The 25,439-nt window shown below is 69.8% G+C and carries 20 protein-coding genes; 8 read left to right on the forward strand and 12 right to left on the reverse strand.

What is annotated here, in order from left to right; translation table 11 throughout:
- Positions 1-109 precede the first annotated feature (109 nt).
- Positions 110-1,321, forward strand: a complete 1,212-nt coding sequence (locus tag PV796_RS08755; protein ID WP_274912372.1) for an amidohydrolase family protein — start codon at positions 110-112, stop codon at positions 1,319-1,321.
- A 1-nt stretch (position 1,322) separates the two neighbouring features.
- Here PV796_RS08755 and PV796_RS08760 read toward each other — a convergent pair whose 3' ends face one another.
- The 12 genes from PV796_RS08760 to PV796_RS08815 form a co-directional block, all read right to left on the reverse strand.
- Positions 1,323-2,840, reverse strand: a complete 1,518-nt coding sequence (locus PV796_RS08760) for an amino acid permease (protein ID WP_274912373.1) — start codon at positions 2,838-2,840, stop codon at positions 1,323-1,325.
- A 145-nt stretch (positions 2,841-2,985) separates the two neighbouring features.
- Positions 2,986-4,641, reverse strand: a complete 1,656-nt coding sequence (locus PV796_RS08765; protein ID WP_274912374.1) for an SUKH-4 family immunity protein — start codon at positions 4,639-4,641, stop codon at positions 2,986-2,988.
- A 129-nt stretch (positions 4,642-4,770) separates the two neighbouring features.
- Complete coding sequence (locus PV796_RS08770; protein WP_274912375.1) at positions 4,771-6,912, reverse strand: hypothetical protein; 2,142 nt, start codon at positions 6,910-6,912, stop codon at positions 4,771-4,773.
- Complete coding sequence (locus tag PV796_RS08775; protein WP_274912376.1) at positions 6,909-7,790, reverse strand: SUKH-4 family immunity protein; 882 nt, start codon at positions 7,788-7,790, stop codon at positions 6,909-6,911. Before PV796_RS08775 ends, PV796_RS08770 begins: the two co-directional genes overlap by 4 nt.
- Before the next feature lie 57 nt (positions 7,791-7,847).
- Entirely contained in the window at positions 7,848-9,575 is a 1,728-nt protein-coding gene (locus tag PV796_RS08780) for a WXG100-like domain-containing protein (RefSeq protein WP_274912377.1), read from the reverse strand.
- A 537-nt stretch (positions 9,576-10,112) separates the two neighbouring features.
- Positions 10,113-10,829 carry a TetR/AcrR family transcriptional regulator gene (locus PV796_RS08785; protein ID WP_274912378.1) on the reverse strand — a complete coding sequence of 239 codons (717 nt, stop codon included), beginning with the start codon at positions 10,827-10,829 and terminating at the stop codon, positions 10,113-10,115.
- A 487-nt stretch (positions 10,830-11,316) separates the two neighbouring features.
- Positions 11,317-12,954, reverse strand: a complete 1,638-nt coding sequence (locus PV796_RS08790; RefSeq protein ID WP_274912379.1) for an FAD-binding oxidoreductase — start codon at positions 12,952-12,954, stop codon at positions 11,317-11,319.
- Positions 12,955-13,056: 102 nt separating this feature from the next.
- Positions 13,057-13,803 (reverse strand): SDR family NAD(P)-dependent oxidoreductase, encoded by a 747-nt coding sequence (locus PV796_RS08795; RefSeq protein WP_274912380.1) that lies wholly within the window; start codon positions 13,801-13,803, stop codon positions 13,057-13,059.
- A 74-nt stretch (positions 13,804-13,877) separates the two neighbouring features.
- Positions 13,878-15,065: an MFS transporter gene (locus tag PV796_RS08800; RefSeq protein ID WP_274912381.1), complete on the reverse strand. Its 1,188-nt coding sequence runs from the start codon at positions 15,063-15,065 to the stop codon at positions 13,878-13,880.
- A gap of 133 nt (positions 15,066-15,198) precedes the next feature.
- A complete protein-coding gene (locus PV796_RS08805) occupies positions 15,199-16,785 on the reverse strand; it encodes an FAD-binding oxidoreductase (RefSeq protein ID WP_274912382.1) in 1,587 nt (528 codons plus the stop codon).
- A gap of 66 nt (positions 16,786-16,851) precedes the next feature.
- Complete coding sequence (locus PV796_RS08810) at positions 16,852-17,196, reverse strand: chorismate mutase (RefSeq protein WP_274912383.1); 345 nt, start codon at positions 17,194-17,196, stop codon at positions 16,852-16,854.
- Positions 17,193-17,720 carry a flavin reductase family protein gene (locus PV796_RS08815; RefSeq protein ID WP_274912384.1) on the reverse strand — a complete coding sequence of 176 codons (528 nt, stop codon included), beginning with the start codon at positions 17,718-17,720 and terminating at the stop codon, positions 17,193-17,195. The genes PV796_RS08810 and PV796_RS08815 overlap by 4 nt, the downstream gene beginning before the upstream one ends.
- Before the next feature lie 239 nt (positions 17,721-17,959).
- Between PV796_RS08815 and PV796_RS08820 the strand changes: the two genes are divergently transcribed.
- The 7 genes from PV796_RS08820 (at position 17,960) to PV796_RS08850 (ending at position 25,211) form a co-directional block, all read left to right on the forward strand.
- On the forward strand, positions 17,960-18,868 hold the full coding sequence (locus PV796_RS08820) for a zinc-binding dehydrogenase (RefSeq protein ID WP_274912385.1): 909 nt from the start codon (positions 17,960-17,962) through the stop codon (positions 18,866-18,868).
- A gap of 1,591 nt (positions 18,869-20,459) precedes the next feature.
- Entirely contained in the window at positions 20,460-20,816 is a 357-nt protein-coding gene (locus PV796_RS08825) for a type VII secretion target (RefSeq protein ID WP_274912386.1), read from the forward strand.
- Positions 20,817-20,818: 2 nt separating this feature from the next.
- Positions 20,819-22,078, forward strand: coding sequence for an amidase domain-containing protein (locus tag PV796_RS08830; protein WP_274912387.1), 1,260 nt, complete (start codon positions 20,819-20,821; stop codon positions 22,076-22,078).
- Positions 22,079-22,087: 9 nt separating this feature from the next.
- Complete coding sequence (locus PV796_RS08835; RefSeq protein WP_274912388.1) at positions 22,088-22,504, forward strand: hypothetical protein; 417 nt, start codon at positions 22,088-22,090, stop codon at positions 22,502-22,504.
- A 500-nt stretch (positions 22,505-23,004) separates the two neighbouring features.
- Entirely contained in the window at positions 23,005-23,316 is a 312-nt protein-coding gene (locus PV796_RS08840; protein ID WP_274912389.1) for a type VII secretion target, read from the forward strand.
- A 3-nt stretch (positions 23,317-23,319) separates the two neighbouring features.
- Positions 23,320-24,465 carry a WXG100 family type VII secretion target gene (locus tag PV796_RS08845; RefSeq protein WP_274912390.1) on the forward strand — a complete coding sequence of 382 codons (1,146 nt, stop codon included), beginning with the start codon at positions 23,320-23,322 and terminating at the stop codon, positions 24,463-24,465.
- 134 nt (positions 24,466-24,599) lie between these two features.
- Positions 24,600-25,211: a hypothetical protein gene (locus tag PV796_RS08850; protein ID WP_274912391.1), complete on the forward strand. Its 612-nt coding sequence runs from the start codon at positions 24,600-24,602 to the stop codon at positions 25,209-25,211.
- The last annotated feature ends 228 nt before the right edge of the window (positions 25,212-25,439 follow it).

The following is a 25,439-nucleotide window of genomic DNA, read 5'->3' on the forward strand; positions in this document are numbered from 1 at the left end:
CGCACCACGCCCGCACACGTCACCGCCCCCGGACACCCTGGTAGCCACCACGATCTTTGGTATACCGTACCGGCCGATCCGTCCTCGTCCTGCCCGAAAGGTGACAGCCATGCTGATCCGTGACGTCCGGCCCTGGGGTGGCGAGCGCAGCGATGTCGAACTGTCCGGCGCGCGCATCGCGGCGGTGCGGCCGCACGATCCGGCCGCGCGGCCGGCCGGCGAGGTGGTCGAGGGGCGCGGTCGGCTGCTGCTGCCGTCGTTCAGCGATGTGCACGTCCATCTGGACTCGACCCGGATCGGTCTGCCGTTCCGGCCGCACACCGGCGGCCCGGGCGTCATCGCGATGATGCGCAACGACCGGCAGAACTGGCGCACCGCGGAGGTTCCCCTCCAGGAGCGGGTGGCCGGCACGTTGGAGCGGATGATCGCCCGCGGCACCACCCGGGTGCGGTCGTACGCCCAGGTGGATGTGGACTGCCAGTTGGAGCGGTTCGAGGCCGTGGTGGCGGCGAAGGAGAGGTTCGCCGGGCGGGCCGAGGTGCAGATCATGGCGTTCCCGCAGGCGGGCATCCTCCGCGAGAAGGGCACCGTCGACTACCTGGAGGCGTCGTTGCGGGCGGGCGCCGAGGTGATCGGCGGTATCGACCCCTGTTCGCTCGACCGGGACCCCAAGGGGCACTTGGACGTGGTGTTCGGACTGGCCGAGAAGTATCAGGTCGAGGTGGACATCCATCTGCACGAACCGGGGCACCTCGGGGTGTTCTCCACCGATCTGGTGTTGGAGCGCACCCGGGCGCTGGGCATGCAGGGCAAGGTCACGATGTCGCACGCCTATGAGTTGGGGTCGGTGTCGGAGGCGGTGAGCCGTCGACTCATCGACGAGTTCGCTGAGTTGGACGTCGCCATGGCCACCGTTGCGCCACCGGACCGCGGGCGGTTGTCGCTGGTGGCGCTGACGGAGGCGGGCGTCCGGGTGGGCCTGGGCGAGGACGGCCAGCGCGACTACTGGAGCCCGTACGGCAACTGCGACATACTCGACCGCACCTGGCAACTGGCCTTCACCAACGGCTTCCGGGACGACGCGCTGATCGAGATGTCGTTGGCGGTCGCGACCGTCGGCGGGGCCTCGATCATGAGCCATGACGTGGCCCGCCTGGCCGGCGTCGCCGACCGCCCCGGACTGGCCGTCGGCGACCGCGCCGACCTGCTGCTGGTCGACGGCGAGACGCCCACCAGTGCGGTGATGGACCGCGGCACCGACCGCACCGTCCTGCACGACGGCGTCGTCGTGGCCGACCAACTGGCCGTGCTGGGCGGCTGATTCAGCCCTCGGCGCCCATCCGCCCGGCCGCCGACACCTGACGCACCCGGCGCATCCGACGCACCGCCCGCCGGACCCCGTAAGCCAACAGCACCACGCCCAGGCTCCCCAGGCTCATGAGGAGTTGGGGCCGGGTGTCGGCGAACAGCGCCATGGAGAGCAGGATCGCCAGGAGCGCGGCGATGGTCAGCCAGGTCAGGTGGGGGTGGGCCCACATGCGGAAGGTCAGCCGGTGGGGTTCGGTGCGCCGGGCGCGGGTGCCCAGGCGCAGTTGGGAGACGGCGATCGTGACGTAGAGGAAGATGAGCACGGCGCCGGTGGAATCCAGCAGGAAGCCGAACGTCCGCTCCGGCTGGAGGACTTGGGCGCCGATGGAGAGGTATCCCATCACGGTGCCGAGGAGGAGGGCGCGGGCCGGGGCGCCGCGGCGGTTGGTGCGCGCCAGGGCCCGCGGCGCCTCCCCGTGGCGACAGAGCGTGGTGAGCATGCGGGACGAGGCGTAGAGGGTGGAGTTGAGCACCGAGAGCAGGGCGGCCAGGATGACGGCGGTCATCACGGTGCCGGCGAACGGGACGCCCATCCGCGCCATGGCGGTGGCGTAGGGGCTTTCCGTGCCCGTCACGGTGTCCCACGGCACGATCGCCACCACCAGGAAGATCGAGCCCAGGAAGAAGACGAGCACGCGCCAGAGCACCTGGCGGGTGGCCCGGGCGACGGCGGTTCGGGGGTCCGGGCTCTCGGCCGCGGCGATGGTGACGATCTCGGTGCCACCGAACGCGAAGACCACGACCACCGTCGCCGCGAGCACGGCGCCGGGGCCGTTGGGGAGGAAGCCCCCGTGGTCCACGAAATGACCGAGGTGCGGGCTCCCGCCACCCGGCCAGAACCCACAGACATAGGCGGTACCGAGGGCGAGGAATCCCACGATCGCGCCGATCTTGACGATCGCCAACCAGAACTCGACGCTGCCGAACGATCCGGTGGAGCACAGGTTCACCACGGCCATGGCGGTCAACAGCACCACACTCACCGCCCAGACAGGCACCCCGGGCAGCCAGCCGTGCACGATCCGGCCGCCCGCGATGGCCTCGATCGCGACGATCGCCACGAACGCGTACCAATACAGCCAGCCGATGGTGAACCCGGCCCAGTCACCGAGCGCCAGGCGCGCGTAATCGGCGAACGAGCCCGCCATCGGCCGGGCCACGACCATCTCGCCCAGCATCCGCATGACGAGGATCACCAACAGGCCGGCGAGGGCGTAGGAGAGGACGGCGGCGGGCCCGGCGCTGCGGATGGTCTGGGCGCACCCGAGGAAGAGGCCGGTGCCCACCGCCCCGCCCAACGCCATCAAGGTGAGGTGCCGTTGCTTCAGCTCGCGCCCGGCGGGCGCGGGTTGCCCGGGACGGCCGCCCTCCGAACCGTCCGGGCCTGCTGTGCCGTCCGTGCAGCCCGAACCGTCTGGTGTCGGTCTGCGGCCCGGTGCGCCCGCCGGCCGTCCGGATGTGGCCACGGTCATGCGCTCTCCCCCTCGTTGGATGCTCAACGAGAAGAATGTACGGGTTCGGGTTGGCCCGCCTCGACGGGCCCGGTCGCCCCGCAGGCACGAAGTCGGCCGGCACGGCCGTTCGGGACCTCGCGCCCCTCGCTTGAGAACTCCCGCTTCACATCCCCGACTCAAGCTCGCTCAGCGCGTCGGCCCAATGCTCGGCGCTGTCGGGTGCGAACGCGGCCCCGTCCACGGTACGGAGCCGTCGCTCCAGGCGCTCGACCCGCGCTTCCTGGGCCTCGGCGTCGTACTCCGGCTCCTGTTGCAGGGCGACCAGCGCGAACTCGCGGGCGAAGGTGACGAAGGCGGCAAGGCTGCTGTTGAGCAGCGTCGCCTCCTCGTAGTCGGACTCCGCACCGACGATCTCCACCGCCCCGGCGGGGCTGAGCACCAGATCGTCGTCGTGCCACGTCCCCAACCAGTGGTAGTCGTCCATGCCTTCGGGGACATGGAGGGCGTCGGGGTCGTCGGGGTCTTCCGGGCCGACGCCGACCTCGTCCAACGGGGCCGGGCCGTCCGTCGCCAGGTCCTTGTCCAGGGAGAGGCCGGGAACGGGACAGCGGGGCAGGCCGATACCGCACAGCACCTCGCGTGCCTGCGCGGCGAGGTCGGCGTTGGCCGGGCCGTCATCGAGAACGAGGACCTGGTCAGCGCCCCACAGGTCGACGAGGTCGGAGTGCGACGGCAACTCGGCGGCGTCGCGCCCGGTGCCCCCGCCATCGTCACTCGTCGATGCGGGCGCGGGGATGCCGGTCAGGTCGAGTTCGGTGCGTTCGCCGGGACCGGCCGCAAGTCGTGCGGTGTCGAGCCGGAGGGCGAGCGGGCCGGCCGAAGTCCCCAGCACGAGCAGCCCGTTGGGGCTGAGATGGGCGGTGCGCGTCCACGCGTTCGGCCGGAGATCGAGCAGTGCCCGGCCCGTGTCCGCGTCCGCGCCTGTTCCTGCGTCTACGTCTACGTCTGATTCTGCTTCGGTGTTCGGGTCCGTGCACAGGAGGTACACGCCGTCGCCGTAGGCGCAGGCCACCAGGGGCAGTCGGGCGTCCTCCGCCTCCAGGACGGTGGCGCTGAGGTGCAGCGGTCGGCCGGGGAGCGACCGCGCCTGGCCGAGCGGTTCGCCGGTGCGCGGGTCCCAGGCACATAGCCGCGCCTCGGTGTCCGTCGTGAGCAGCGCGTCTCGCCCGCCGATCGCCGACCGCGCCCAGATCATGTGCGTGACCCGGGTCCCCGAGGCGCTCCAACGCGCCACCGGCCGGCCGATTTCCGCCTCGTGGACGGATACCTGCCCGTCCTCGCTCACCGCGATGTACGTCGTCGCGTCCACGAGGTGCGCCGTGTCCACGAGACCTGCCGTGCGCGAGAGGAGGCCCGCGCACAGGCAGTCCGGGCTCCGCAGTTCCGGCAACGGCAGCTCGACCAGGCACCTCCGGGCCGCCGCGTCCCAGACCTTGACGCCGTCGTAGGGGTGGGCGGTCACGATCCGGGGTTCGGGCGAGCCCGTCACGGTCGTGAGGAGGCCGACGCCGGAGGAACTCTCCTCCGGGTGAGCGTGGCGGGTGCCGTCGAGGGGCTCGACGACATCGCGCGGGCCCACGCCGATCAGCGAAGCGGGCCCGGCGACCAGCGCGAACGTGTCCTCATCGGCGTCACAGAGCATGGCGGGTGCCAGCCGCTCCCCGGTGGCGGCGTCCAGGAGCGTCAACCGGTGCGGTGTGCTGGAGCCGACGCTCGCGAAGGCCGTGCCCCCCTGCCACGCGGCGGTCTGTGCGGCCAACACGGGCCCCGGCCAACCGGTCCACGCCCGCGGAGCGGCGTCTTCGGCAGGCCGCAAGCGGGCCCAGAGGGGGGTGAACGGCGGGGTCATGCTCTCTCCAAGCCGACTGACTGTCGTGGTCTGCGCAGCCTAGTGGTCGGGGGTGTGGCCGGACGGTGCGGCCCCCGCGCCGGTGCGCAGTCGGTCGGGCTCGAACGCCAGGCGGATGCCGGAACCGCCGAAGCCGACGTCGAGTTGGCCCGCGCCGGCGGACGCGAGCGACGTGATGTCGGACCCGAACCGGAGTTCCGCCATCGTCGATCCGTCGTGCAGCCGCGCCAACCACAGCCGGTCGCCCGCCGCGCAGGCGCTCAACGACTCCGGCGTCGCGGCGAGGAGGCACACGTGCTCCGCCACCTCATCGGCCCGGACGGTGGGGCGCAGGAACCGGCCGTCGGCGTGGCTCCGGACCTGCAACAGGCCCTCCCGGTCCGCCAACAGGACCACGGGGACGCCGTCGAGGACGGTGGACTGGCTGGCGGTGAGCGGCGTCCCGTGCAGCGACCACCGGAGCGGCGGCGCGCCGTCTGCCTGGCCGGCCTCCAACGTGCCTGTCTCGGTGAGGACGACGGGCTGCGGGGAGGCGGCGGGTTCCTTCGCCCGGGTCGCCTCGGCCTCCCTGATGCCCTCGGCGCCCTCCGTGGACTGCGCCTCCCGCTGTTGCGGAACGAGCCGGAGTGCGCGGAACGGCAACCCGTCGTGAGTGGCCTCGACGGCCGACGCCAGATGGCCCAACCCGTGCTGGAACGCGGCCACTTGGAGCCTGGCCGCCTGGTGGGACGACGACGGGTGCAGCAGGTCCAACACCGGGCGCAGGGCGACGGCGGCCTCGTCCGTGGTGGCGTCGACGGCGGCGCGGAGCTCGTCGAGATCCGCGTGCAACACCACGTCGGGGTAGTCGAGCAGGGGCCCGAGCGCTCCGGGAACGGCGGCGGACTGCCGGATCAGCGTCGACAGCAGCGCGGGAGGGGTCTTTGACCAGAGGGGGTGCGAGGCCCCTTCGGTCTCCGGGGCGACGGGCACCCGCCCGGCGAGGGAGTGGATGACGGCCGTGCGGCCCTGCCGCTCCGCCTCCGGGCCGCGCAGTCCGAGGAGCGCGGCGCCGACGGCGGGATGCCGCAGCCGGAACCGGCTCTCCTCGTCCCCGCCTCCGGCCGCCGCGAACCCGCCCTGGTCGAGCAGCACTTGGGAGTGCCCGAGGGCCGCGTCGAACTCCCGTGAGGTGATCTGGCGCCCCGCCACCGCGGCGGTCGTCAGGCGCCACAGTCGGCGGTCGAGCCCGTTGGGCCCGGCGAGCGCCAGCGCGTAGAGGGCGTCCGCCACGAACGGGACCTCGGCGGAGAGTGCGTGCAGGTGCCGCGCGACGGCGTCATGGACGTTTTCGGGGAGCGCGTCCGCGGGCCGGGCCCGGGACTGGGAGTGGGAGTGGGCGTGCCCCTGGGGCCGCTCCGCCGGAGCGACGAACACCCGGTCCAGGATGAGGAGTTGGGCGAACAGGAAGTTGGGGAACGCGGCCCGGGAGAGCGGGTCGGCGAGCAGCGGCGGCTGGTCGTCCCGCTCATCGCCGTCTACCCCGCTCGCGGCGAAGTCGCACAGCGTCGCCACGTAGCGGTCGAAGGCGGCCCGGTCGGTCCAGCGCGGTTCGTCCAGGTCCACGACCGTGCAGTCCTCGAAGAGGCGGGCCCACTCCGGCGCCCCCTCGGTGACCAGTCGCACGTTGGGCAGCTTCGCCATCGGCGCGAGCAGCGTCTCGATGACGCGCACCGCATGCCGGTCGTCCGGCACCGGGCCCGCCTCGTCCAGTTCGCCGAGGACCACGCAGACCGGACGCGCGTCGGCGCCGAGCACCGACAGCAACTCGCCGGCGGTGGCCGTCTCGTAGCCGAGTTGCTGTCCGAGGGCCGTCGCCAGGTCGTCGGCGCCCCGGCCGCGCGCCCCGAGCGCCGCATGGAAGACCGAACCCGCCGGGCCGCCGCCCGCCCCGTCGTCGGTGTCGTCCCGCTCCGCCTGGCTGAGGAGGAAGAGCCAGGTGAGCAGGGTGCTGCGGCCGCTGCCTGGGGCCCCCGTCACATAGAAGGTGCCCCCGCCGTCCGCCGACGCCGCGAGGAACTCCTGGAAGGCATCCGCAACGGCTTGCCGCCCACACGGGAAATCCGGACCGGCGCCGCGCTCCTTTGGCGACGCCGGGCGCCCGGGGCCGGACTCCTGCGACGAGAAATCGGTACCGCTCACTCCCCTGACCCCTCCGACTCCCCTGACTCCTCCGACTCCTCGATGAAGGCGGCGAGTTCGCGGACGCCCGCGGCGCGGTCGTCGGCGCCGGGGCCGTAGTCGAAGCTGTAGGTGACCTCGGCCTCGGGGAAGGTGGCGGCCAGCCACTCGGCGCAGTAGCAGCCGGGCAGTTCGCAGGGTTCGAGATCCGCGTGGATCCGGGTGACGCGGTCCGCTTCGATGCCCCGCTTCAGCAGCTCCGTGCCCAGGCGTCGCGCGACGTGTCCCTGCCCGGGAAGGGAGTATCCGGAGACCGTGCGCGTCGTCCCGGCGTCGGTGCGGAACTCGAAGATTCCCGAGGCGTCGACCGATGCGGTGAGGCGGAGGTCGTCGGTCACCAGCGGCCACCAGTTGTCCTCGTCGGACATCGCCTCGGGGTCGAGGGCGGCGAGGCGGTCCCGGAAGGCCGTGATCGCGGCCACCGCGCCCGGGCCGATGGGGTCGGCCGACAGCCGCCCGAGCAGCACGCCGAATTCGGCCAGGGCGGTCAGCCATGCCTGGGCGGAGCTGTTGACCAGGCGCGTCGGGAACAAGGCTCCGCCGGAGGCCGAGAAGACGGCGCCGGACGGCGCGCAGCAGATGTGCGACCCGCTGTCGTCGCCGAGCCGCCAGAACGCGGTCGCCTCGCCGACGGGCTGGGGCAGCTGGACCTCCTGCACGTACTGCGTGAGCAGGTCCGGCTCGTCGGCGGCCCGGAAGTACGGCCCGACCTCCTCCGGGACCCCCACCGTCGCCAGCAGCTCGCCGACCGGCCCCGGCAGCCCGAGCTCCGCCAGGAGCCCCGGGTGCCAACGACGTACCGGCGCCCCGGTCCGCCCCCACGCATCTTGCATGCCCATTAAGCCGTTCCTCCGCTACCGCATTTCACGTTCGCCGCATCTCACGTTCGCCGCACTTCAACTTCGCCGCTTGATGGGCGGTTCCCCGAAGACCCACCGTAGGTGGTCCTGCATGTCGCGATTCCCCTGCCTCCTCGAATCCTTCGTGTTGTCGTATTCGAAAGCGTAGCTGCGCTCGGCATCCGGGAAGTAATGCCGGGTCCAGTCGTTGCAGTTGGGGGCCTTCTGGTTGCAGTAATCGCGTTCCGAATACATGCGGGTGACCTTGATCTTGCGGTCGGGCCCGGGATCACGCCCCTCCGCTATGGCGTGCTTCCGCTCCTCGTCGAGGCGCTGCTGTCGCTCCAGCAAGGGGACGCCGACGACGCGCTCCGAGTGCACCCCGTCACTGCGGCCGACCTCCACCCGCTTGTTGCCGTGCTCGTCCTCGAACTCGAAGGCCGCGTAGTTCTTCCCGCTCTTGTCGCCCTTCTCCTTCCGCCGGTCATTGACCTTGACCGCCAGGTCGTGCGTGCGCGGGTCGACTTTCGTGGCGTCCTGTTTGGGATTGCGCTTGGCATCGGCCGGCAGCGGGAACTTGCTGGGCTTCTTCCGCCGCTTCGGCTTCTTCTCCTCGGTGTCGGAGCCCTCGGACGACGGACCGCCCTTGCGCTTGAGGGAGCCGCCCTTCTCCCCCTCCAGATTGAGCCCCTTGAAGCGGCCGGACAGTCCCTTGTCGTTGTCCCGATGGTTCTTGTCCATCTGCTTGACGCCGCCGGACATGTCTTCGCCGAGGTGTTTGGCGACCTTTTTGGTGCCGTCCTCGATCCCGCTGATGACCTTGTCGAGCATGGGGTTGGCGGTGTTGGCGATGACGTCCTTGCCGCGGGTACGCCCCTGGTGGCTCTTCGCGCGACGGATCTTGCCGCCGGCGTTGTCGCGGAAGGAACTGCCCGCGCTCTCCAGGCTCGTGGCGACCCGGCTGTGCGCCTCCGGATCGTGCGTGAACCCGCCGCTGCCGCCGGACCCGCCTCCGCCCCCGGAGGACCCGCCGTGCCCGGAGGATCCGTCCCTCCCCGAAGAACCGCCGTGTCCGGAAGACCCGCCACGGCTTCTCCCGCCGTGGCCGCCGCCGGTGCTGAGCAGTTCCATCTGCCCACTGGCGGCGGACTTCGCCGCGTCCTTGCCCGCCTCGGCCGTGCGCCCCAGGTCAACGCCCTTCTGCCCGCCCAGGGCGTTGGCGCCGAGCTGCACCACCAGGTCCCCGACCATCGCCCCGAGCGCCTCCTCCACGGGCGTGAGGGCCATGCTGACGACCTGCTGGGCGATCTGCTCGCAGACCTCCTTGATCAACCGCTTGACGATCGCCCGGGTCGCCTGGGTCGCCGCGATCGCACCGGCCTCGGAGAGCCCGAACGTGAACGGGGCCGCGGCCTGCGCCGCGATCACCTCCGCCGCGAGGATGCCCAACTGCACCAGGGCCGCGATCTTGGCCCCCTCGATGAGCGTGGCCACACCGTCCATGGCGGTGCCCGCCAACCGCCCGCACTCCGCAAGGCCCTTGAGGTGCTTGTCGTTGATCGTCCCCCAGTGGGAGTTCAACGCCTCCACGGCGATCGACCCGCCCGCCGAGCCCACTAACCCCTGGATCGCGGTGTGCGCCTGGTTGGCGCCGTCCTCGATGTCATCGGCGAACTCCCGCATGGCGTTCGCCATCTCGCGGTAGTCGTCCTCGTCAACGTTGGGCCACGACACACCGATGAGGTCGAGCACCTCGTCCGCCCAGCCCGGCAGTACCACACCCACGCGAAAGACGCCCCCTGCTCGGTAACCTGTCAACCCATCAGACACCCTCAGCCCGGCAAACGGTTCCTCAAGTCCCGAACTGTTTCCCCTCCTGCGTGTCGCGCCCACCCCACCCGGCCGACCGCCGGCGCCCAACTTCCCTTCGCCAGCGGATACTCGGCAACGGGCCACGGGCCGGCACGACGGACCCGAGGGTGATCCGCACCCAACTCCGCCTCGCACACCGCCCGTTGTCCATTGCCCATAACAGCGAAAAGCGACCCAAACCTCACGCCCCGGGGCGCCAGGCGCCAACTGACGGACGCCCGCAGCCAGTCGTGGGCATGGATCACGTCCTCTGGGCTCGCCCTCGCCCCTCAGGCCGACCGGACCATCCGCTCCACCACCGCCCCCACATGCCCGCCGGGTGACGCCCAGCCCCTCCGCACCCAAGACGGCGAAGGCATCGACGGGGCGGCGGAGGGTCGAGAGGCTCCCCCGCGAAGGAAGTTGGCGCGAACCCGGAATCCGAGCCGGGCTCAGCCACCCGGCATCGCCCTAACGCGAGGGCTTCGACGCGGGGGGCTTCAGGCCGAGCATGTCCAGGGCGGAGTTCATCTCGGCCTGGAACAGGACCTGCGGATTGGCCTCCGGACCGAACTGGCCGAAAACCTCCAGCGCCACCGGCCCGTACATCCGCCCCCACACCCGCAGGGAGGCCAGCAGGGCCTGGGGAGGGAGGTGGGGGAAGTGCTCTCTTGTCAGGGCCGCGAGGGAGGGGACGAAGTCCTCCCAGTCCGCCTGGGCCTGCCGCAGCTCTTGCGGAGCGTCCTTCCACACGGCGTCGACCTGTCCGACGAGGATCATGCAACATCGCCGGGAGGCCGCAACGACGTTCTCGGACGGGGCGGCGACGCCCGGTGAGCTGTCGCCGTACGTGAGGCGGAACTCGGCCGGGTTCGCTCGGGCCCAGTCGCGGAAGACCCCGGCCACCGCGAGCAGACGGCCGGCCGTGTCGGCCTCGGGGAGCGCGTCGCGAGCGGCCTCCTGCTCGTCCGCCAACCGGTTGTAGGTGTCGGCGGCAAGGGTTTCGAGCAGGTCGTCGCGGGTGTCGAAGTAGCCGTACAAAGCCGCGGGCGTCATGCCCATCTCGCGTGCGATGCCGCGGAGCGTGACGCCGTGCGTGCCGCCGGAGGCGAGCTGTCGGAGGGCTAGCTCCTTGATCTCGGCAGTCGTCTCGATCCGTCGACGCTGGCGACGTGACATTGCGGGCATGCGCGGCTCCTCCCCTTGGGTCAGCACAGCGGGCGGTCGTCGCCACCCGCTCGGCTTGATGTGGCCCCCCTTGCGAAACGTCGTTACCGGACGACCCAGCTAACGAAACGTTGTTTATTTATCGTACCTCGTTTACTTCGCGCGCCCCGGGTTCGGCATCGACCTTCGGTCAGGTTCGAGTGCGGCGGACTGCGGCGGACGGGCGAGGGAGTTCACCGCTCAACTTTCTTACTGACCAGCCCAGTTCTCCGCCCGACCCCGGCAATTCACCTGCGCGTCGGCGTCCCGACCGGGTGCGGTGCGCCGGAGAGCGGATACGGCGATGGCCAGATGCATGAGGACGCATGAAGACGAGGACGGCGCCCGTGGTAGTGAGGACCCGGTCCAGTTGCCCAGGGCGAGCCGCGCGTCGTCCACGAAGCGGGTGCATACAGCTCAGCTCCGGGAGCGCCCCGAGACGGGCGCGCCCGGAGCCTCGGGTGGGCGTTCAGGGTTGGACGGACAGCGTGTGACGGAAGATGTTCCCGGGGTCGTAGGCGCGCTTGACCGCACGCAGACGCTCGTAGTTGCCCTTGTAGAACAGTTCGTGCCACGGGACGCCGGAGGTGTTGATCTCCAGGTCCGCGAGGTCGGTGTCCGGATAGTTGATGTAGCAGCCGTCGTTGACCCCGCCGGTCGCCGGGACGCCGCCGGTTTCGGCGTAGATGTCCCGGTACATGCCCCGCAGCCAGGTCATGGACTTCCGGTCGTCCTCGGCGCCGGACCAGATGGTCTGGTAGAGGACCTTGAAGACCGAGTCGCGCTGAGCGGCGGCCGTGTCGCCCTCGCCGTAGGAGTTGATGGCGCCTCCAAACGACAGCAGCACCATCGCGGTGTCGGGGTTGTCGGCACGGGACAAGTGCCGGTAGGCGGAACGTAGTTGGTGGTCGGTGAAGTTGCGGCGGTAGTAGGCCGACTTCAGACCCACGCGGGCCAGCGGGTTGGCCCAGACGGGGTTGGGCGAGCCGACCATGCGCACCGCGTCCAGCCAGGGCAGTTTGCGCGGGGTGAGGAGGTTGGGCATGGCGGCCAACTCGCCGCTGGGGCGGTCCACCGCTCGCGGCGTCAGGCCGGTGCCCTTGAGAAGGGCGGCCAGATAGCCGTCGAGGATGGCGCGGGAAGAGGACTGGGCGTAGTGGGTGAGAGCGCCGTACTTCCTGGCGTTGGCGTTGAAGAGGGTGGACAGGTGCCGCCCGGGGGAATCGGGGGCGGAGTGGTGCTCGTGCCAGGCCCCGTAGTTCTTCATCAGCCGAAGGAAGTTCTTCTCGTTCAACTGGGACCAGGGGAGGTTGATGGCCGAGGCGTGAAGGTGGGCCGGCGGTGTTGGGAGTTGGGCGGTGGGGGCGGCGCCATCGGTGCCGGGAGTGCGGAACCAGTAGCGGGTGATCAGGCCGAAGTTGCCTCCCCCGCCCCCGGTGTGGGCCCACCACAGTTCGCGGTGCGGGTCGTCGTGCTCGCGGGTGGCGACGACGGTGCGCACCTTGCCGCCCTTGTTCGCCGTGACGACCTCGACCGCGTACAGATGGTCGACGACGAGCCCGAAGTCCCGGGAGAGCATGCCGTAGCCACCGCCGCAGATGTGGCCGCCGGCGCCGACCGAGTGGCACACGCCGCCGGGCAGCGTGACGCCCCAGCCCTTGTAGAGGGCCTCGTACACGGCCATCAGGTGGGCACCGGGTTCGACGTAGAAGGCCCGGCGTCCGGTGTCGTAGCCGACGTCGGTCATCTCGGAGAAGTCGAGGAGGATTTCGACCTCGGGGTTGCAGGTGAAGTCGGCCAGACAGTGCCCACCGGAGCGGACGGATATCCGCTTTCGGCCGGCCAGGGCGGCGCGCAGGGCGTCCTCGGCATCGCGCGTGGAGCGGACCATCTTCACGTGCTCGGGGCGGGCGACGTAACGGCGGTTGATGCCGGTCTGGAGCGAGGGGTAGCGGGCGTCACCGGGCGTGATCTCGGGGCCGGGCGCGACGGTGGGGGCCGTGGCGGCCCGGGCAGGAGCGGCGGTCGGTAGGGCGGTGGCCAGGCCGGTGCCGGCGGCGACGGCGGCCGAACCGGTCAGGAATCCACGGCGGTCCAGCTTCGGCATGAGGTGGTCCCTTGGGGTGCGGAGGGGTGGCAGAACACGGGGCCGGGCCCCAGGCGGGCGGGGGTTCACTGCCTGGGGCCCGGCGGTCCGGGGCGGGCGGCCTCAGGAGTTGGAGCCGCCGTCGACGGCGAGCGAGGCACCGGTGACGAAGGACGCCTCGTCGCTGGCGAGGAACAGCACCGCGGCGGCGGTCTCCCCCGCCTTCCCGTAACGGCCGAAGATGTTCAGGCCGCGCTGGAAGTCGGCGGAGGGGCCGTCGGCGGGGTTCATGTCGGTGTCGATGGAGCCGGGAGACACCTGGTTCACGGTGATGTTGCGGGGGCCCAGGTCGCGGGCGAGGCCGACCGTCAGGCCGGTCACGGCGGCCTTGGACATCGCGTACGGGGTGAAGCCGGGCGCCGGGACCTGAGTGGCCAGGCAGGAGCCGAGGTTGATGACGCGGCCACCGTCGGGCATGGACGCGGCAACGGCCTGGGCAGTCAGGAACGCGCCGCGCACGTTGGTGTCCAGGGTGCGGTCCAGGGTGGCGAGCGGCACCTCTTCCAGGGGCGGGCACGTCATGTCGGCGTAGCCGGCGTTGTTGACCAGGATGCGGATGGGGCCTAGTGCGTTGACCACCTGCTCCACCGCTGCGCCTATGGCCGCGGCGTCGGTGGCGTCGGCCTGGACGGCCAGGGCGCGGCGGCCCTCGGCGCGCACCGCCTCGGCCACCTCTTCGGCCTGGTCCTTGCTCGACTGGTAGGTGATGGCCACGTCTGCGCCGTGGGCGGCAAGGGTGCGGGCGATCTCCGCACCGATGCCTCGGGAGCCGCCGGTCACCAGTGCTATGCCGTGGATCGTGGTCGTCATGGGTGGGGTCCTCTTCCGTGGGGCTCGTGAGCCGTGTCGGCTCGTGGTGTGGGGAGGGAACGGGGCCGGGGGTGTCAGGCCGCGGCGTTCTGCGGTTCGCGGACAGCCGGAGCGGCGGGCTGTGCGGCCTTCCTGCGCAGGTCAGGGAGGAGGGTGAAGATGCCGATGAACGCCATGATCACGCCGAGGACGAGCGGGGCCCGCAGGCCGTATGCGTTGATGCCGACGCCGCCCAGCCACGAGCCGATGACGATGCCGAGCGTGATGAACGAGGAGTGGACGGTGTTCACCAGGGGGCGGGAGTTGGCGGTGCGCTGCACGCGGGTGATCATGCAGGGGTTCATGGTGACGCCGACCAGTCCGATGCCGAACATGAAGATCAGCGCGGGTGCGGTGACGTCCGCGAAGAGGGCGAAGCCGGCGAGGAACACCATATTCAGGACGAGCCCGATGACTTGGGTGACGATGGTGTGCCGATCGGCGAACCGGCCCACGATGTTGTTGCCGACGACGGTGGCGGCTCCGTAGGCGACCAGTAGCCACGGCACCGAGCCCTCACTGAAGCCGGTGACCTGCGTCAGGATCGGAGTGAAGTAGCTGAAGGCGGAGAAGGTCGCGCCGATGACGAGCGTGGAGGTGGAGAACACCAGCCACAGCCGCGGATTCCTGAAGGCCCGCATCTCCTCCCGCACGGAAGTGGCCTCCCCCTCGGCCTGGGCCACCGACGGGACACCGACCACCGTCGCCAGCGCGGCGGCCACGGTCAGGGCGGAGATGGCCCAGAACGCGGCCCGCCATCCCAACTGCCCACCCACGAAGGTGGAGATGGGCAGGCCCAGGAGCGTGCCGAGCATGAGACCGTTCATGGCCGCGCCGATGGCCTTGCCGCGCACTTCGGGACGGGTGATCTCGGCGACGATCGAGAGGGAGACGCCCAAGAAGGCGGAGGAGGCGACACCGGTGATGACCCGGCCGGCGGCCATCGTCCAGTAGTCGGTCGACAGCGCCGCCAGGATGTTGCCGGCGAGGAAGATCGCGAACAGCACCATCAGGGCCGTCTTGTGGGGCAGCTTGAGCACCGCCGTGGCCAGGAAGGGGCCGCCGAGGGCCATGGCGACGGCGAAGGCGGTGATCAGGTAGCCGACTTGGGGGATGGTGGCGCCCAGACCGTCGGAGATCTGCGGCATCAGTCCGGCCACCACGAATTCGCTGGTGACCATCGCGAAGATGCCGAGGGCGAGGACGTACACGGCCTTAGGCACGGTGGAACCTCCGGTCGGGGAGAGGGGCGTTGCGCATCACGGGAGCGGGGTCCTTTCCATAAAAAAACGATCGTTTCAAAACAGGGGTGTGGCTACGCGCGGTCGACGGCCGGGAGTGGAGACGGTGGAGCGGTCAGACGGAAGTCGGCGGAACCGACCGGGCCGAGCGCGTCAGGAGGTGGGCGAGAGGGACTTCAGGGCCTGGTCGACGACCTGGCTCAGATAAGCGCGATCGGCGGCCTTCTCCATGACCCGCAGCCCTTGGGTGAGGGTCACCAGGAACCGGGCCGCGCCCCGCACGTCCGTGCCGGGAGCGAGCTCGGACTTCCGGGCTCGCCGGATCGAGCCCCCAGCCGGCGTGGTCGGCGTCCAGCCGGTAGGGGTGGAAGCCGGCCTCGCCGAACCAGGCATGGGCCAGGTCCAGGGCACGGTGCGCGGCCGTGGCCTCGCGGTCGCGGACGAAGGGGAACGACACGACGAGGTCGATCACGTCCGCGTCCAGTGCGTTGACCGTCGAGCCGGGACGGATGCCGGTCGCCTCGTGAATGCGGTCCAGGACGGCCAGTGCGCGGGTAACTGATGCTCCGTCAAAAGGCAGCAGGGGAAGGAAGAACAGCCAGCCCCCACCCTCCGTGTCTACCCGCGGTGCCTGGGCCCCGGTGGCCGAGGCGAGCATCTGCTCGTTATGGGCAACGGAGCCGTGGTAGGCGGCCTGGACGACGGCCCCGACCACGTCCTCGGCGGCGGGCGGCTCCTCGTCGCCGAAGGCGACGGCGGTGAACAAGCCGGAGTCCGCCAACTCCCCCTCCAGCACGGCCCGCAGCGCGGCGACCGACCGTCGGGTACCTTCGACGCACAGGTGCGCCACATACCCGCCGTCGATGTCGCCGCCCCCGTAGGTGGCGGTGGAGGCGGTGTCGTAGACCTTGATGACGCCGGCGATCAGCCCGTTCGCCTTCCACCGCCGCAGCGCGTCCACGACCCGCGGCAGCACGGCCCGCCGGAAGCCGGCCCGCACCGTGACCTGCTGCTCGGGGCGCGGCAGGAGGCGGACGACGGCCGCGGTGACGATGCCGTAGCCGGACTGCGTGAACAGGTGCAGCAGGGAAGGCCCCAGTCCGTAACGGTTGAACGCCGCCCCCTTGCCGGAATCCGGCCACCAGCCCACGTGCACGACCGCACCGTCCGGCAACACCACCTCCAGCCCCAGCAAGTCCTCGGTGCGCTGGCGCCGCAGCCCGACACCGCGGTCCACGGTGTTGCCGAGCACGCTGGTGTGTCCCGACGAAGCGGTGACGTTCAGCATCCGGTCGGTGCCCAACAGCCGCTCGGACAGCGCCTTTTGCGTGACGCCGGGTTCGACGACGGCGAATCCCGCCTCGACGTCCAGCCGCCGGATCGAGCTGAGCCCGTCCAGTTCGACGCGCACCACCGGTCCGGAGGCGGGCTCCTTGGAGCCCAGGCCCCAGTTCCGTCCGGTGGAGACCGGATGGAGTCCGGGCAGGTCCGCCTCGGCATGGAACGCCGTGGTCAGGGAACGGACGTCGCCCACCGAACGGGGACGCACGACCGCGTAGGTGTCGCGGGGCGCGAACTCGGACACGTTCGCCTGCCCAATGAGCGGATAGGGAGCGGAGTGCACGACGGCCTCCGGTCCGATCGCCTGCTCAAGGCCCTCCAGTACGGCCTTCAAGCTCGGGAATCGGGGTATTTCAGGCATGCCTCGACCTCATCAGGTGTGGAGAGAGGGGAGTTGCGGAAGAAGAAGGAGCCGGTGACGCGGCGCTCAGCGCGGGCGCGTGGCGGCGGAATCGCCCAGATACACCGGGGTGAGCGGTCCGGCGGCCCCAACATGGGCCATGACGCGGATCGTTCGCGTCGGCGCCCCGACCCACGGAGTGTCGACGGCGCACAGGACAGGCACGTCCCAGTCTGCCTCGCGCAGCGCGAGGGCCGGAGTGTCGCTGGTCAGATCGGGACTGCAGGTGAACATGAGGCTGATGACATCGCCTCGCACCAGGCCGTTGCGGCCGAGCAGTTCCTCGGCGAGCCGACGCGTGGCGGCGGCGATGCACTCCGGGGTGTCCTCGGCCACGGTCGTGGCGCCCCGCACCGCTCTGACGGCGGTCACTCGGCGAACGTCGGCGCCGAGGTGAGCCGCCCCCGGTGGAAGAGCAGCGCCCCTTCGGCATCGGCGCCGGGCTGGACGCTCTCCACGCGGCCCAGGAAAAGCGTGTGGTCCCCGCCGGGAAACCGCCCCTCGACCCGACAGTCGAGCGTGGCCAATGCGCCGGGCATGAAGAGGCTTTCGCCCTTCCCGGCGGCCAGGTAGTTCTGGAGTTCACGGCCGGACGGCTTGTTGCGCGAGGCGAAGAGTCGGGCCACGTCCTCCTGCCGGTCGGAGAGCAGGTGCACATGAAAGCCGCCGGTCGCATCGATCACCGGATGAGTGCGGGACGACTTCATCACCGACACCAGGACCCGCGGCGGGTCCAGGGACACGGACGTGAACGAGTTCACGGTGATCGCTGAGGCTTCTTCATCCTGTCCCGACGACAGCACGGTGACGCCGGTCGGGAACATGCGCATCACGGACCGGAGATCGTCCGGCGTGGACACGGGTGCGGGCAGGGTGGCGCCCAGGCGTTCAGTCACTTTATCCCCCTCAGACTGTGGCTGATGGAAAGTAACTTAACACCAGTTAGTAAGCGTGGGAAGTCCCCTCCCCCGCCCGGAGGTTGGACGGCACCACCCCACGTACCGCACCGCCCTGACCTCGACTCTTCCGCCTCATGTGAACGCCGTGTCACATCCCGAACGCAGCGGAATGCCCAACCGTCGACGCCCGTTGCACACCATCGACCACCCATCCACAACCCGAGGAGCGTCGTCGCATGCGTGCTCTCGTCGTTGACCATTCCGCACCCGGACGACTGGCACAGGCCCCCGTCCCCGACCCGGCGCCAGGCCCCGACGAGGTGCTCGTCAGGGTCGCCGCGATCTCCCTGAACTACGGCGAGTTGCCGAAGTCCGATGACGACGACTCCACGGGTACGGTCCCGGGCTGGGACGCCGCCGGTGTGGTCGAGCGGCCGGCCGCCTCCGGGCGCGGCCCCAAGACGGGCGACCGGGTAGTCACCTGGGGCTGGAACGCCGGCTGGGCCGAACTGCGCGCCGTCCCCGTGGACGAACTCGCCGTCCTGCCCGATGCCGTGGACCTTCAGCGGGCCGCGGCCCTTCCCGTCGCGGGCCTCACCGCCCTGCGCGCGCTGCGCCGGGCCGGCGTCCGGCCCGGCCACCGCGTCGCCATCACGGGCGCATCGGGCGGCGTGGGCCGCTTCGCCGTACAACTCGCCCGGCTCGCCGGCGCCGAGGTGTACGCCCTCGTCGGCGATCCCGCCCGTGGCGAGGGACTGGCCGACCTCGGCGCGCACCACCTCATCACCGACTCCCACGACATCGGCGCACCGATCGACATCCTCCTGGACAACGTCGGCGGCCCCCTGCTCGCAGACCTCCTCGACCACATGGCCAAGGACGGCGTCGCGATCTCCATCGGCGCCACCTCGGGCGAGCCGACCGCCATCCGCCCCTACCAGTTGCTCGCCAACCGGATCACCCTCACCGGCTTCCAGGACAGCGGCAACTCCGCCGCAGACCTGGCCTACTTGGTCGGACTCCTCGCCGACGGGCGCCTCCAATCCCCCGTCGACTGGACCGGCGACTGGTCCTCCGTCGCCGACGCGGCCACCGCCCTCCTCTCCCGCCGCATCCGAGGCAAGGCCGTACTCACCCTCTCCTGACGCCCCATCACAACTACTCCCCCAACCACGCGTTCCCAAGCTCCCGAACTCCTGAGCCCCTGAGCCCCTGAGCCCCTGAGCCCCTAAGTCGCACCACTTCGGAACCAGGACACCGAAGCCCTCCCCGCACTGAAGGTCGCCGAGGAGCTCGGGAAAAATTCAGGCGCTGCACGGCCGGGTCTCACGGTGGCGACGCAACGGTTCGGCCCCTTCGAAGCGCCCCACGCCCACGGCGTCAGACGGTCGCCCGGAGGGGCCGGATTCTCTGAACTGAATCTGCCGCGGCGGGAGTTGAGCGATAAGAACAAGCGCATCCATCCGCGAACCGGAGAGGGAAGGCGACGCCTGAAGCGACCGCAAGGCCGCATCGGCCATTCCGCACGGCATGTCGCGCCGAGCCGGCCAGACTGGAACTCACCGACCCGGCCCAGGCCATCACCGCAATCGCCAAGGCCGCCACCACCGCCCTCACCACCACCAACCCCTGACTCACCGGGTGCCGCCCCACCCCCACCCGGGGCGGCACCCGACGGCGACCGCACCGGCCAACGATCGCTCTGGACGCCGAGACTCACCACGACGTCAGGCTCGTCTCGCCGCCTCCCAGTGCGCCTTGGCCGCCGTGCTCCACGCATTGCGGCCAGGGCACCTCCCGATCCACAGCGGTTGGATCTTGGGGAAGTTCAGCGCCGCCGGCGAACGTCTCAACGTTCTCCGTCCCAGCCCGCGCCACACCCCGGCGCACACAGCCGACCCGGCCCCTAACCCCTCGGACCAGGATCCGACAGCCTCTAAACCGTAGTCCGATCCGGCTGCCCGGCCCGGCGGCATGGACGGCCTCCCCTTCCCACCGGATGACGTGAAACCCGCCACCGCCCGCTTCAGTTGCCACGGTTAGAGCAGCGCCTGAGTCCCTCCCCGCCGCCAACTACCTCCACCGAGGGAGAAGACGACCATGTACTCGCATTACCACCAGGCCGCCCGCCAGTTACTCGCCGAGGCGCACAAACACCTCGCCACCCACCACGACCAGGACACCTTCCCCCAGTACGGACTCCTTGCCCGATTCGTCATCGATCTGCATGACCGCGGCCAACTCGGCGACCGTTCGCCCTCGCTCGGTGGCACCGTAGACGCAGCCGCGGCCTGCCTGCTGAACCTGGCCCCCACGCCTGGCCTGCCCTTACGACGAAGACCTGGCCGCCCGGCTGAACGAACTCGACCGCCTTCCCCGACCCAAACGCCTCCACCTCCTGAGAGAGCGCCATTGGCCACACGCTCCCTTCCTCGGCGCAATCTCGGGTCATGGTGCCCCTCGTACGACGGGGCCCTGCCCGTTCCCTTGCAACACCGGCGACTTCTGCGGCGGTTGCGGACCCGCAGGCTGCGGAGGTCGCCGGTAACCCACTGACGCTGAGCCAGCAGCACAACTGAGGGGTGATGCAGTCCGGGCTCCGCGGCCGCCTCGCGCGGACGGCACCACCCCCGGTCGCGATGTTGCGCCGGGCCTCGTGCCGTAACATTTCACAGGAATAATCATGTATATGACATGGCGCGAAGGCGGCATGGCGCATGGCGTGGGAGTCGCTACGTGCCGTCCGAGGAGTTCGCATGGCAAGGGGGAAATCCGGTGAGTGACGTGTGGGTGAACACGGCGAAAGTGCGGGGCACCGGCGAGGACATGAAGGCGTTGTCGAGCGATACCCAGCGGCGGATGCAGCATGCGCTCGACAGCACGGACGACGTCTACCGCGACCACATGTTCTGGGAGTGTGGAGACACCCTGTTGGTATGCCGGGACACCTGGCGAGACCACATGGTTGAACTCGCCAAGAAAATGGGGGATTTGGGGCAGCGGTTGCAGGATTCCGCGGACAGTTACGACGCCGCCGACCAGGACGCGGTCGCACGGCTGAGGTCCGCCATGACGGACCTGGGCAGGCACTGACCATGGTCACGTACGCGGAACTGATCAGCGCCCATCCCCAGAAGTGGAAGGACGCCGCGGACGACTGGGCGGCACTGGCCAAGTACGCCTTGAACGCCGCGCACGACGTGCGCGAGCAGGGCGCCAAGCCGCTCGCCGACAACTGGGCCGACGAAGTCGGCGCGGCGGCGGCCGGCGACTTCGTGAAGCTGGCCAACCAACTGGAGTCGGCCTACGACCTGCTGCTCAGCGTCAAAATGGTCATGGAGGGCATGCACACCAGTCTGGAACTGGCCATGAGCACTGCCCACCAACTCACCGACCTCGCACGCGCCCACGACCTCCCGCTCAATGACGACGGAATGCCCCTGGAGTGCCCGGGCCCGAATGCCGGGGCGGACAAGCAGCAGGCGTACACCGAAATCGTCGCCCTGCGCGAACAGGCGCTGCGGCAGGCGACCGAGGCCGACCAGCAGACGAAGGCCGAGTTGTCCCGTCTGACGGCCGCGGTCAAGATCGATGATCCGGACAAGGCGCTCAAGGAGCAGAACGTCGCGTCGCACGTCGAGATGGATATGCTCGCCGCCGACATCCCCCCGAAGAACACCGACCCGGCAGCCGTCCGCGCCTGGTGGAACGGGCTCAGTGAGAAGCAGCAGTACGACCTGACGCGGGCCGAGCCGGTCAGACTCGCGCAACTCGACGGAATTCCCGAGGACGTCAAACGTGAAATGCGGGGCACGGACAGGAAGTTCGACCGGATCAAGATGGTGGAGTACGCACTGGACAACTGGAACAAGGACGACCCGGTCCAGTTCGACAACAACTGCACCAACTTCGTCTCCCAGGCGCTCGACCACGCCGGCATGCAGAAGAAACTCGATCCGTGGGACGGCGCACGCGGTGACGACACCTGGGGTCACGAGAGCGGCATCGGCATCGACTGGTGGGACACCAGCATGTACTACTCCAAGTCCTGGGCCGGTGCCGAGAACCAGCAGAACTTCATGCTCAAGCACGGCGGAGAGGAGGTATCGCCGTCCCAAGCCCGGCCCGGCGACATCATCTACTACGAACAGCAGGGCCCCAACGAACACATCGAGCACGGCAATACCCACCACGCCGCCGTGGTGACGGCTGTCATGCCGGACGGTGAAATCAAGTACACCCAGCACCAGGACTCGTACCAGAACGTGAGCCTGGAAGGCCGGCTGCCGACCACGGAAAAGGCCGAGGGGCAGCAGAACATCCGCATTGTCCGCCCGCACCCGGATTGGTACTGACAGACAGCCATGACCGAGACCGTCACCCAACCCGCTGCGCGGCGCTCGCGGGTCCGAGCGCTTGCGGTACCGCTGCTTGCGCTGGCCGCCATCGGCTGTCTGATCACCACGTTCGCGCTGTCCACCGCCCACGTCCACCTCCAGTCGGCCGCCTGCCGCTATATGGCGGTGCCCTGGACGCACTTCGCCTTCGCCTACGGCGCCCTGCTCGCGGCCCTGGCCGCGCTCCTCGTTTATCTGACGCTTTCCCGCGCTGCGCGACGCGACGGGCTCCCGCCGGCCTCCGGCTGGCAGAGCTGGCTCCCGACGCTCTTCGTCGTCATCGCCGGCCTGATGATTCCCCTGACGGCGTTGGTCGTCACACTGACCCACAAAGACGCCGCCGAAACAGCCACGCATCTGGGACAGCCGTTGTGCGAGGGATAGAGCCTGTGCTGAGCCCACAGCCCATATCTCAAGCCCGGGTACGCGGCGTTCGACAACCGTTCGTAGACGACCAATCCGCCGTCCTGAAGAGAAGCGCCAGGGCCGGGCGCGCTCGGAAGTGCGCCATCATGCACACACTGGCACAGCAGAAGGCGGAGCAGGAGAAGCAGCAGCGCCAGGTGCAGCAGTCAGAGCAGCCCACGAGGTCCGCGAAGTCCTAGGTCTCGCCGATCCGATACGTTGCGCGCCTGCTTCTCGGCTGTGTCATGCGGAACGAGTAGGCCGGGTCGATTCCGCAGTTTGGGAGTGGGCACGGCGTGCGCCGGAGCAGTCGAAGCCCCCTGTGCGGGGCGCGGATTACGAGACGGCGTAAGAGGCGCGTCATGGTCAGCCGGGTTCAGCTGCCCCCTCTGCCAGGGGCTTCATAGAGTCCTGCGCGGCGTCCGTACTTCGCAGATTGTGCGGGCGATGATGGCGATGAGCCGATGGGGGAACGGCGCATGTCGGTAGGGCATTTTCAGGCGCATCCGGACGGGTTACGGGAGCTGGCAGCGGATTTTCAATCCGCTGCCGAGGAACTGGCCGGGCGCATCGAGGGCTTCGTGGGAGATTTCTTCGAGGTCGGGGAGGCGTTTGGGCTGATAGCCGCGTGCAAGGGGATCACCGACCAGTACTGGGAAATGGTGAACCACACCGGCGAGGGCCTCGCCGAACTCGCCCAGGTGCTCCGCTGCAACAGCTCGGGCCTCAACCAGTCTGCCGCCAATTACGACGGCGTTGACACGCGCACCAGCGCGACGTTGGGGGCCTGACCGATGGGCCTCAACAGTTACGTCGTCGACAAGGTCGTACCAGTCCTGGAATTGCTCAACATCCCGTGGCCCGGCGGTGCCCCCAAGTCCCTGCGGGATATCGCACATCGTTGGGGGAGCTTCGGCCAGGACCTTCAGGAGACCGCAGAACACCTGAACAAACGGGTCGAGGCCGTGGTGGGCGTCACCTGGCACGGCGATGCGGCCGATGCGTTCAAGAAGCGCTGGAAGCAGCAGTACGGCGCCTTCCAGGACACCGCGAAGAACTTCGCCGCCATACAGAAACAGCTCGATGCCTATGCCGACGAGGCCGAGCAGATCGTCAAGGAGATCGTCGAGATCGCCTTGGAGATCGCCGAGACAGAACTCGCCGGCGCACTGCTGACGGTGGTCACCGCGGGCATCTCGGACGCGGTGGCAGCGGCTGCCTCCGGGGCACGGGCCATGAGAATCCTCGGCTGGGTGGAGAAGTTCACGAGCCTCGCGGAGCGGGCCGAAGAGGCCGTCCTTGAGCTCGTCAAGGGCTCCAGGACCCTGGTGCGCATGGTCAAGGCGCTATCCAAACTGATCCAGGACGGACTGAGGAACTCCGCGATGAACCTCGCGGGTACCGCAGGCACCAAATGGGCCACCGGACAGGACTTCACTGGACAGGACGTGCGCAACGCAGTGGTCTCCGGCAGCGTGGCGGCGGCCCCCGGAGCGGTGGGCAAGGGCCTAGGCTCCCTGGGCAAGCACGGCGCGCCCAACGCCTTCGACAAGATGCTGACCGGCGACGGTCTGACCGGCAAGGCCGAAACAGCGCAGAAAATCGCCTCCGGAGCGGCGGGCAGCGCGGCCGGTACGTGGGCGGCGGAGCATGACGATCCCAAGGCCACCGTGGGCGACGACATGCTCACCAACGCGATCACCGGCGGCGGGGGCGCGTACTTGGGGCGGTTCCCGAAGGGACGCGTACCTGAGGAGGCGCAGTCGGCCTTTTCCAACGTTCATGAGGTCGGTATGAACGGAATCGTCTACGCCGGTGGTGGTGCTGTCGAGTACACGGCCCAACAACACGAGAGGCCAGAGGCGGGGGACGACGTCACGGACCAGGACGGAGCGGTGCAGCTTCCACGTGAAGAGCTCGATGGACACCCGTTTGGATAGCGGGGAGTTCACCGAGCCGGCTTGCGAAGGGGGCGCCGGGCATGTGGCCGTTCACCGGTAGGAAGTGGCAGGGTACGGGCCAGCGAAGGCGGTCCCCCGGGGAACCTCGTCCCAACCTGGTCTCGCTCAGCGACGTGTCGGAGGACTGGGACAACGTTCGTCCGGGCTGGACGGCGGTGCGTAAGTTCAACGACCGGCTGGACGTGAAGCGACGGCTTCGCGGCCAGCCGGCGAGCGGCCGAGGCGGAAACCTTCGATACGCCACCGTCGGCGAGTTGGTCGATCCAGGCGGCACCGGTGAGCGTGTCGAGGTGGTGCTCTGGCTGCTCAAACAGAACTCCTCGACCCGCGGCGGCCATGAACTCTGGTCGTCGGGGGTGGTGCTGACCTTCCCCCGAACGCTCCCCCTCTTCGGCTTCTACCCCAAGAGCAACTACTGGAAGGCGACACCGGCGGACTTCCGGTCGCCCCCCAGGGACGTTCTCCGGCATTCTCTGCGTGAGTATCCGGCGCTTGCGGCGCTCGGTCCGGGCCACGAGGCGACGAGAGTGCTGGTCACCGACGACTGGGTTTTCTCCGCACTGGTCAGACCGGAGGTACTCGGGCGCCCTCAGCTATCCGGCAGACACCTGCGCCTCGACGGCAACACCGCGGTCGCCTGGGCGAAAGGACAGACAGCCCCCAAAATGCTCGAAGAGCTCGCCATAGAGCTCTATGACCTGGCCAACCTGCTTCCCCGTATCTGAGTGAGCGAGCAGACCAACCACGTTGACCATGCCCCCAGTCGGTCCGGCCCCCGAATCATGCCGGGGGCCCCACCCCACGCCCATGAACAGGCTTCGGAAGCCCACAGTTCAGATCCGGGCAGACTTTGACGCCTTCAGGGGCGTCCGCGAAAGGCTCCGAGTGCCGGCCGAGAGCTTCCCCGACATGGGGCCGGGATGGAAGTCGGCAGCATGGGCCATGCTCGGTCG

Source organism: Streptomyces sp. WZ-12 (assembly GCF_028898845.1).
GTDB lineage: Bacteria > Actinomycetota > Actinomycetes > Streptomycetales > Streptomycetaceae > Streptomyces.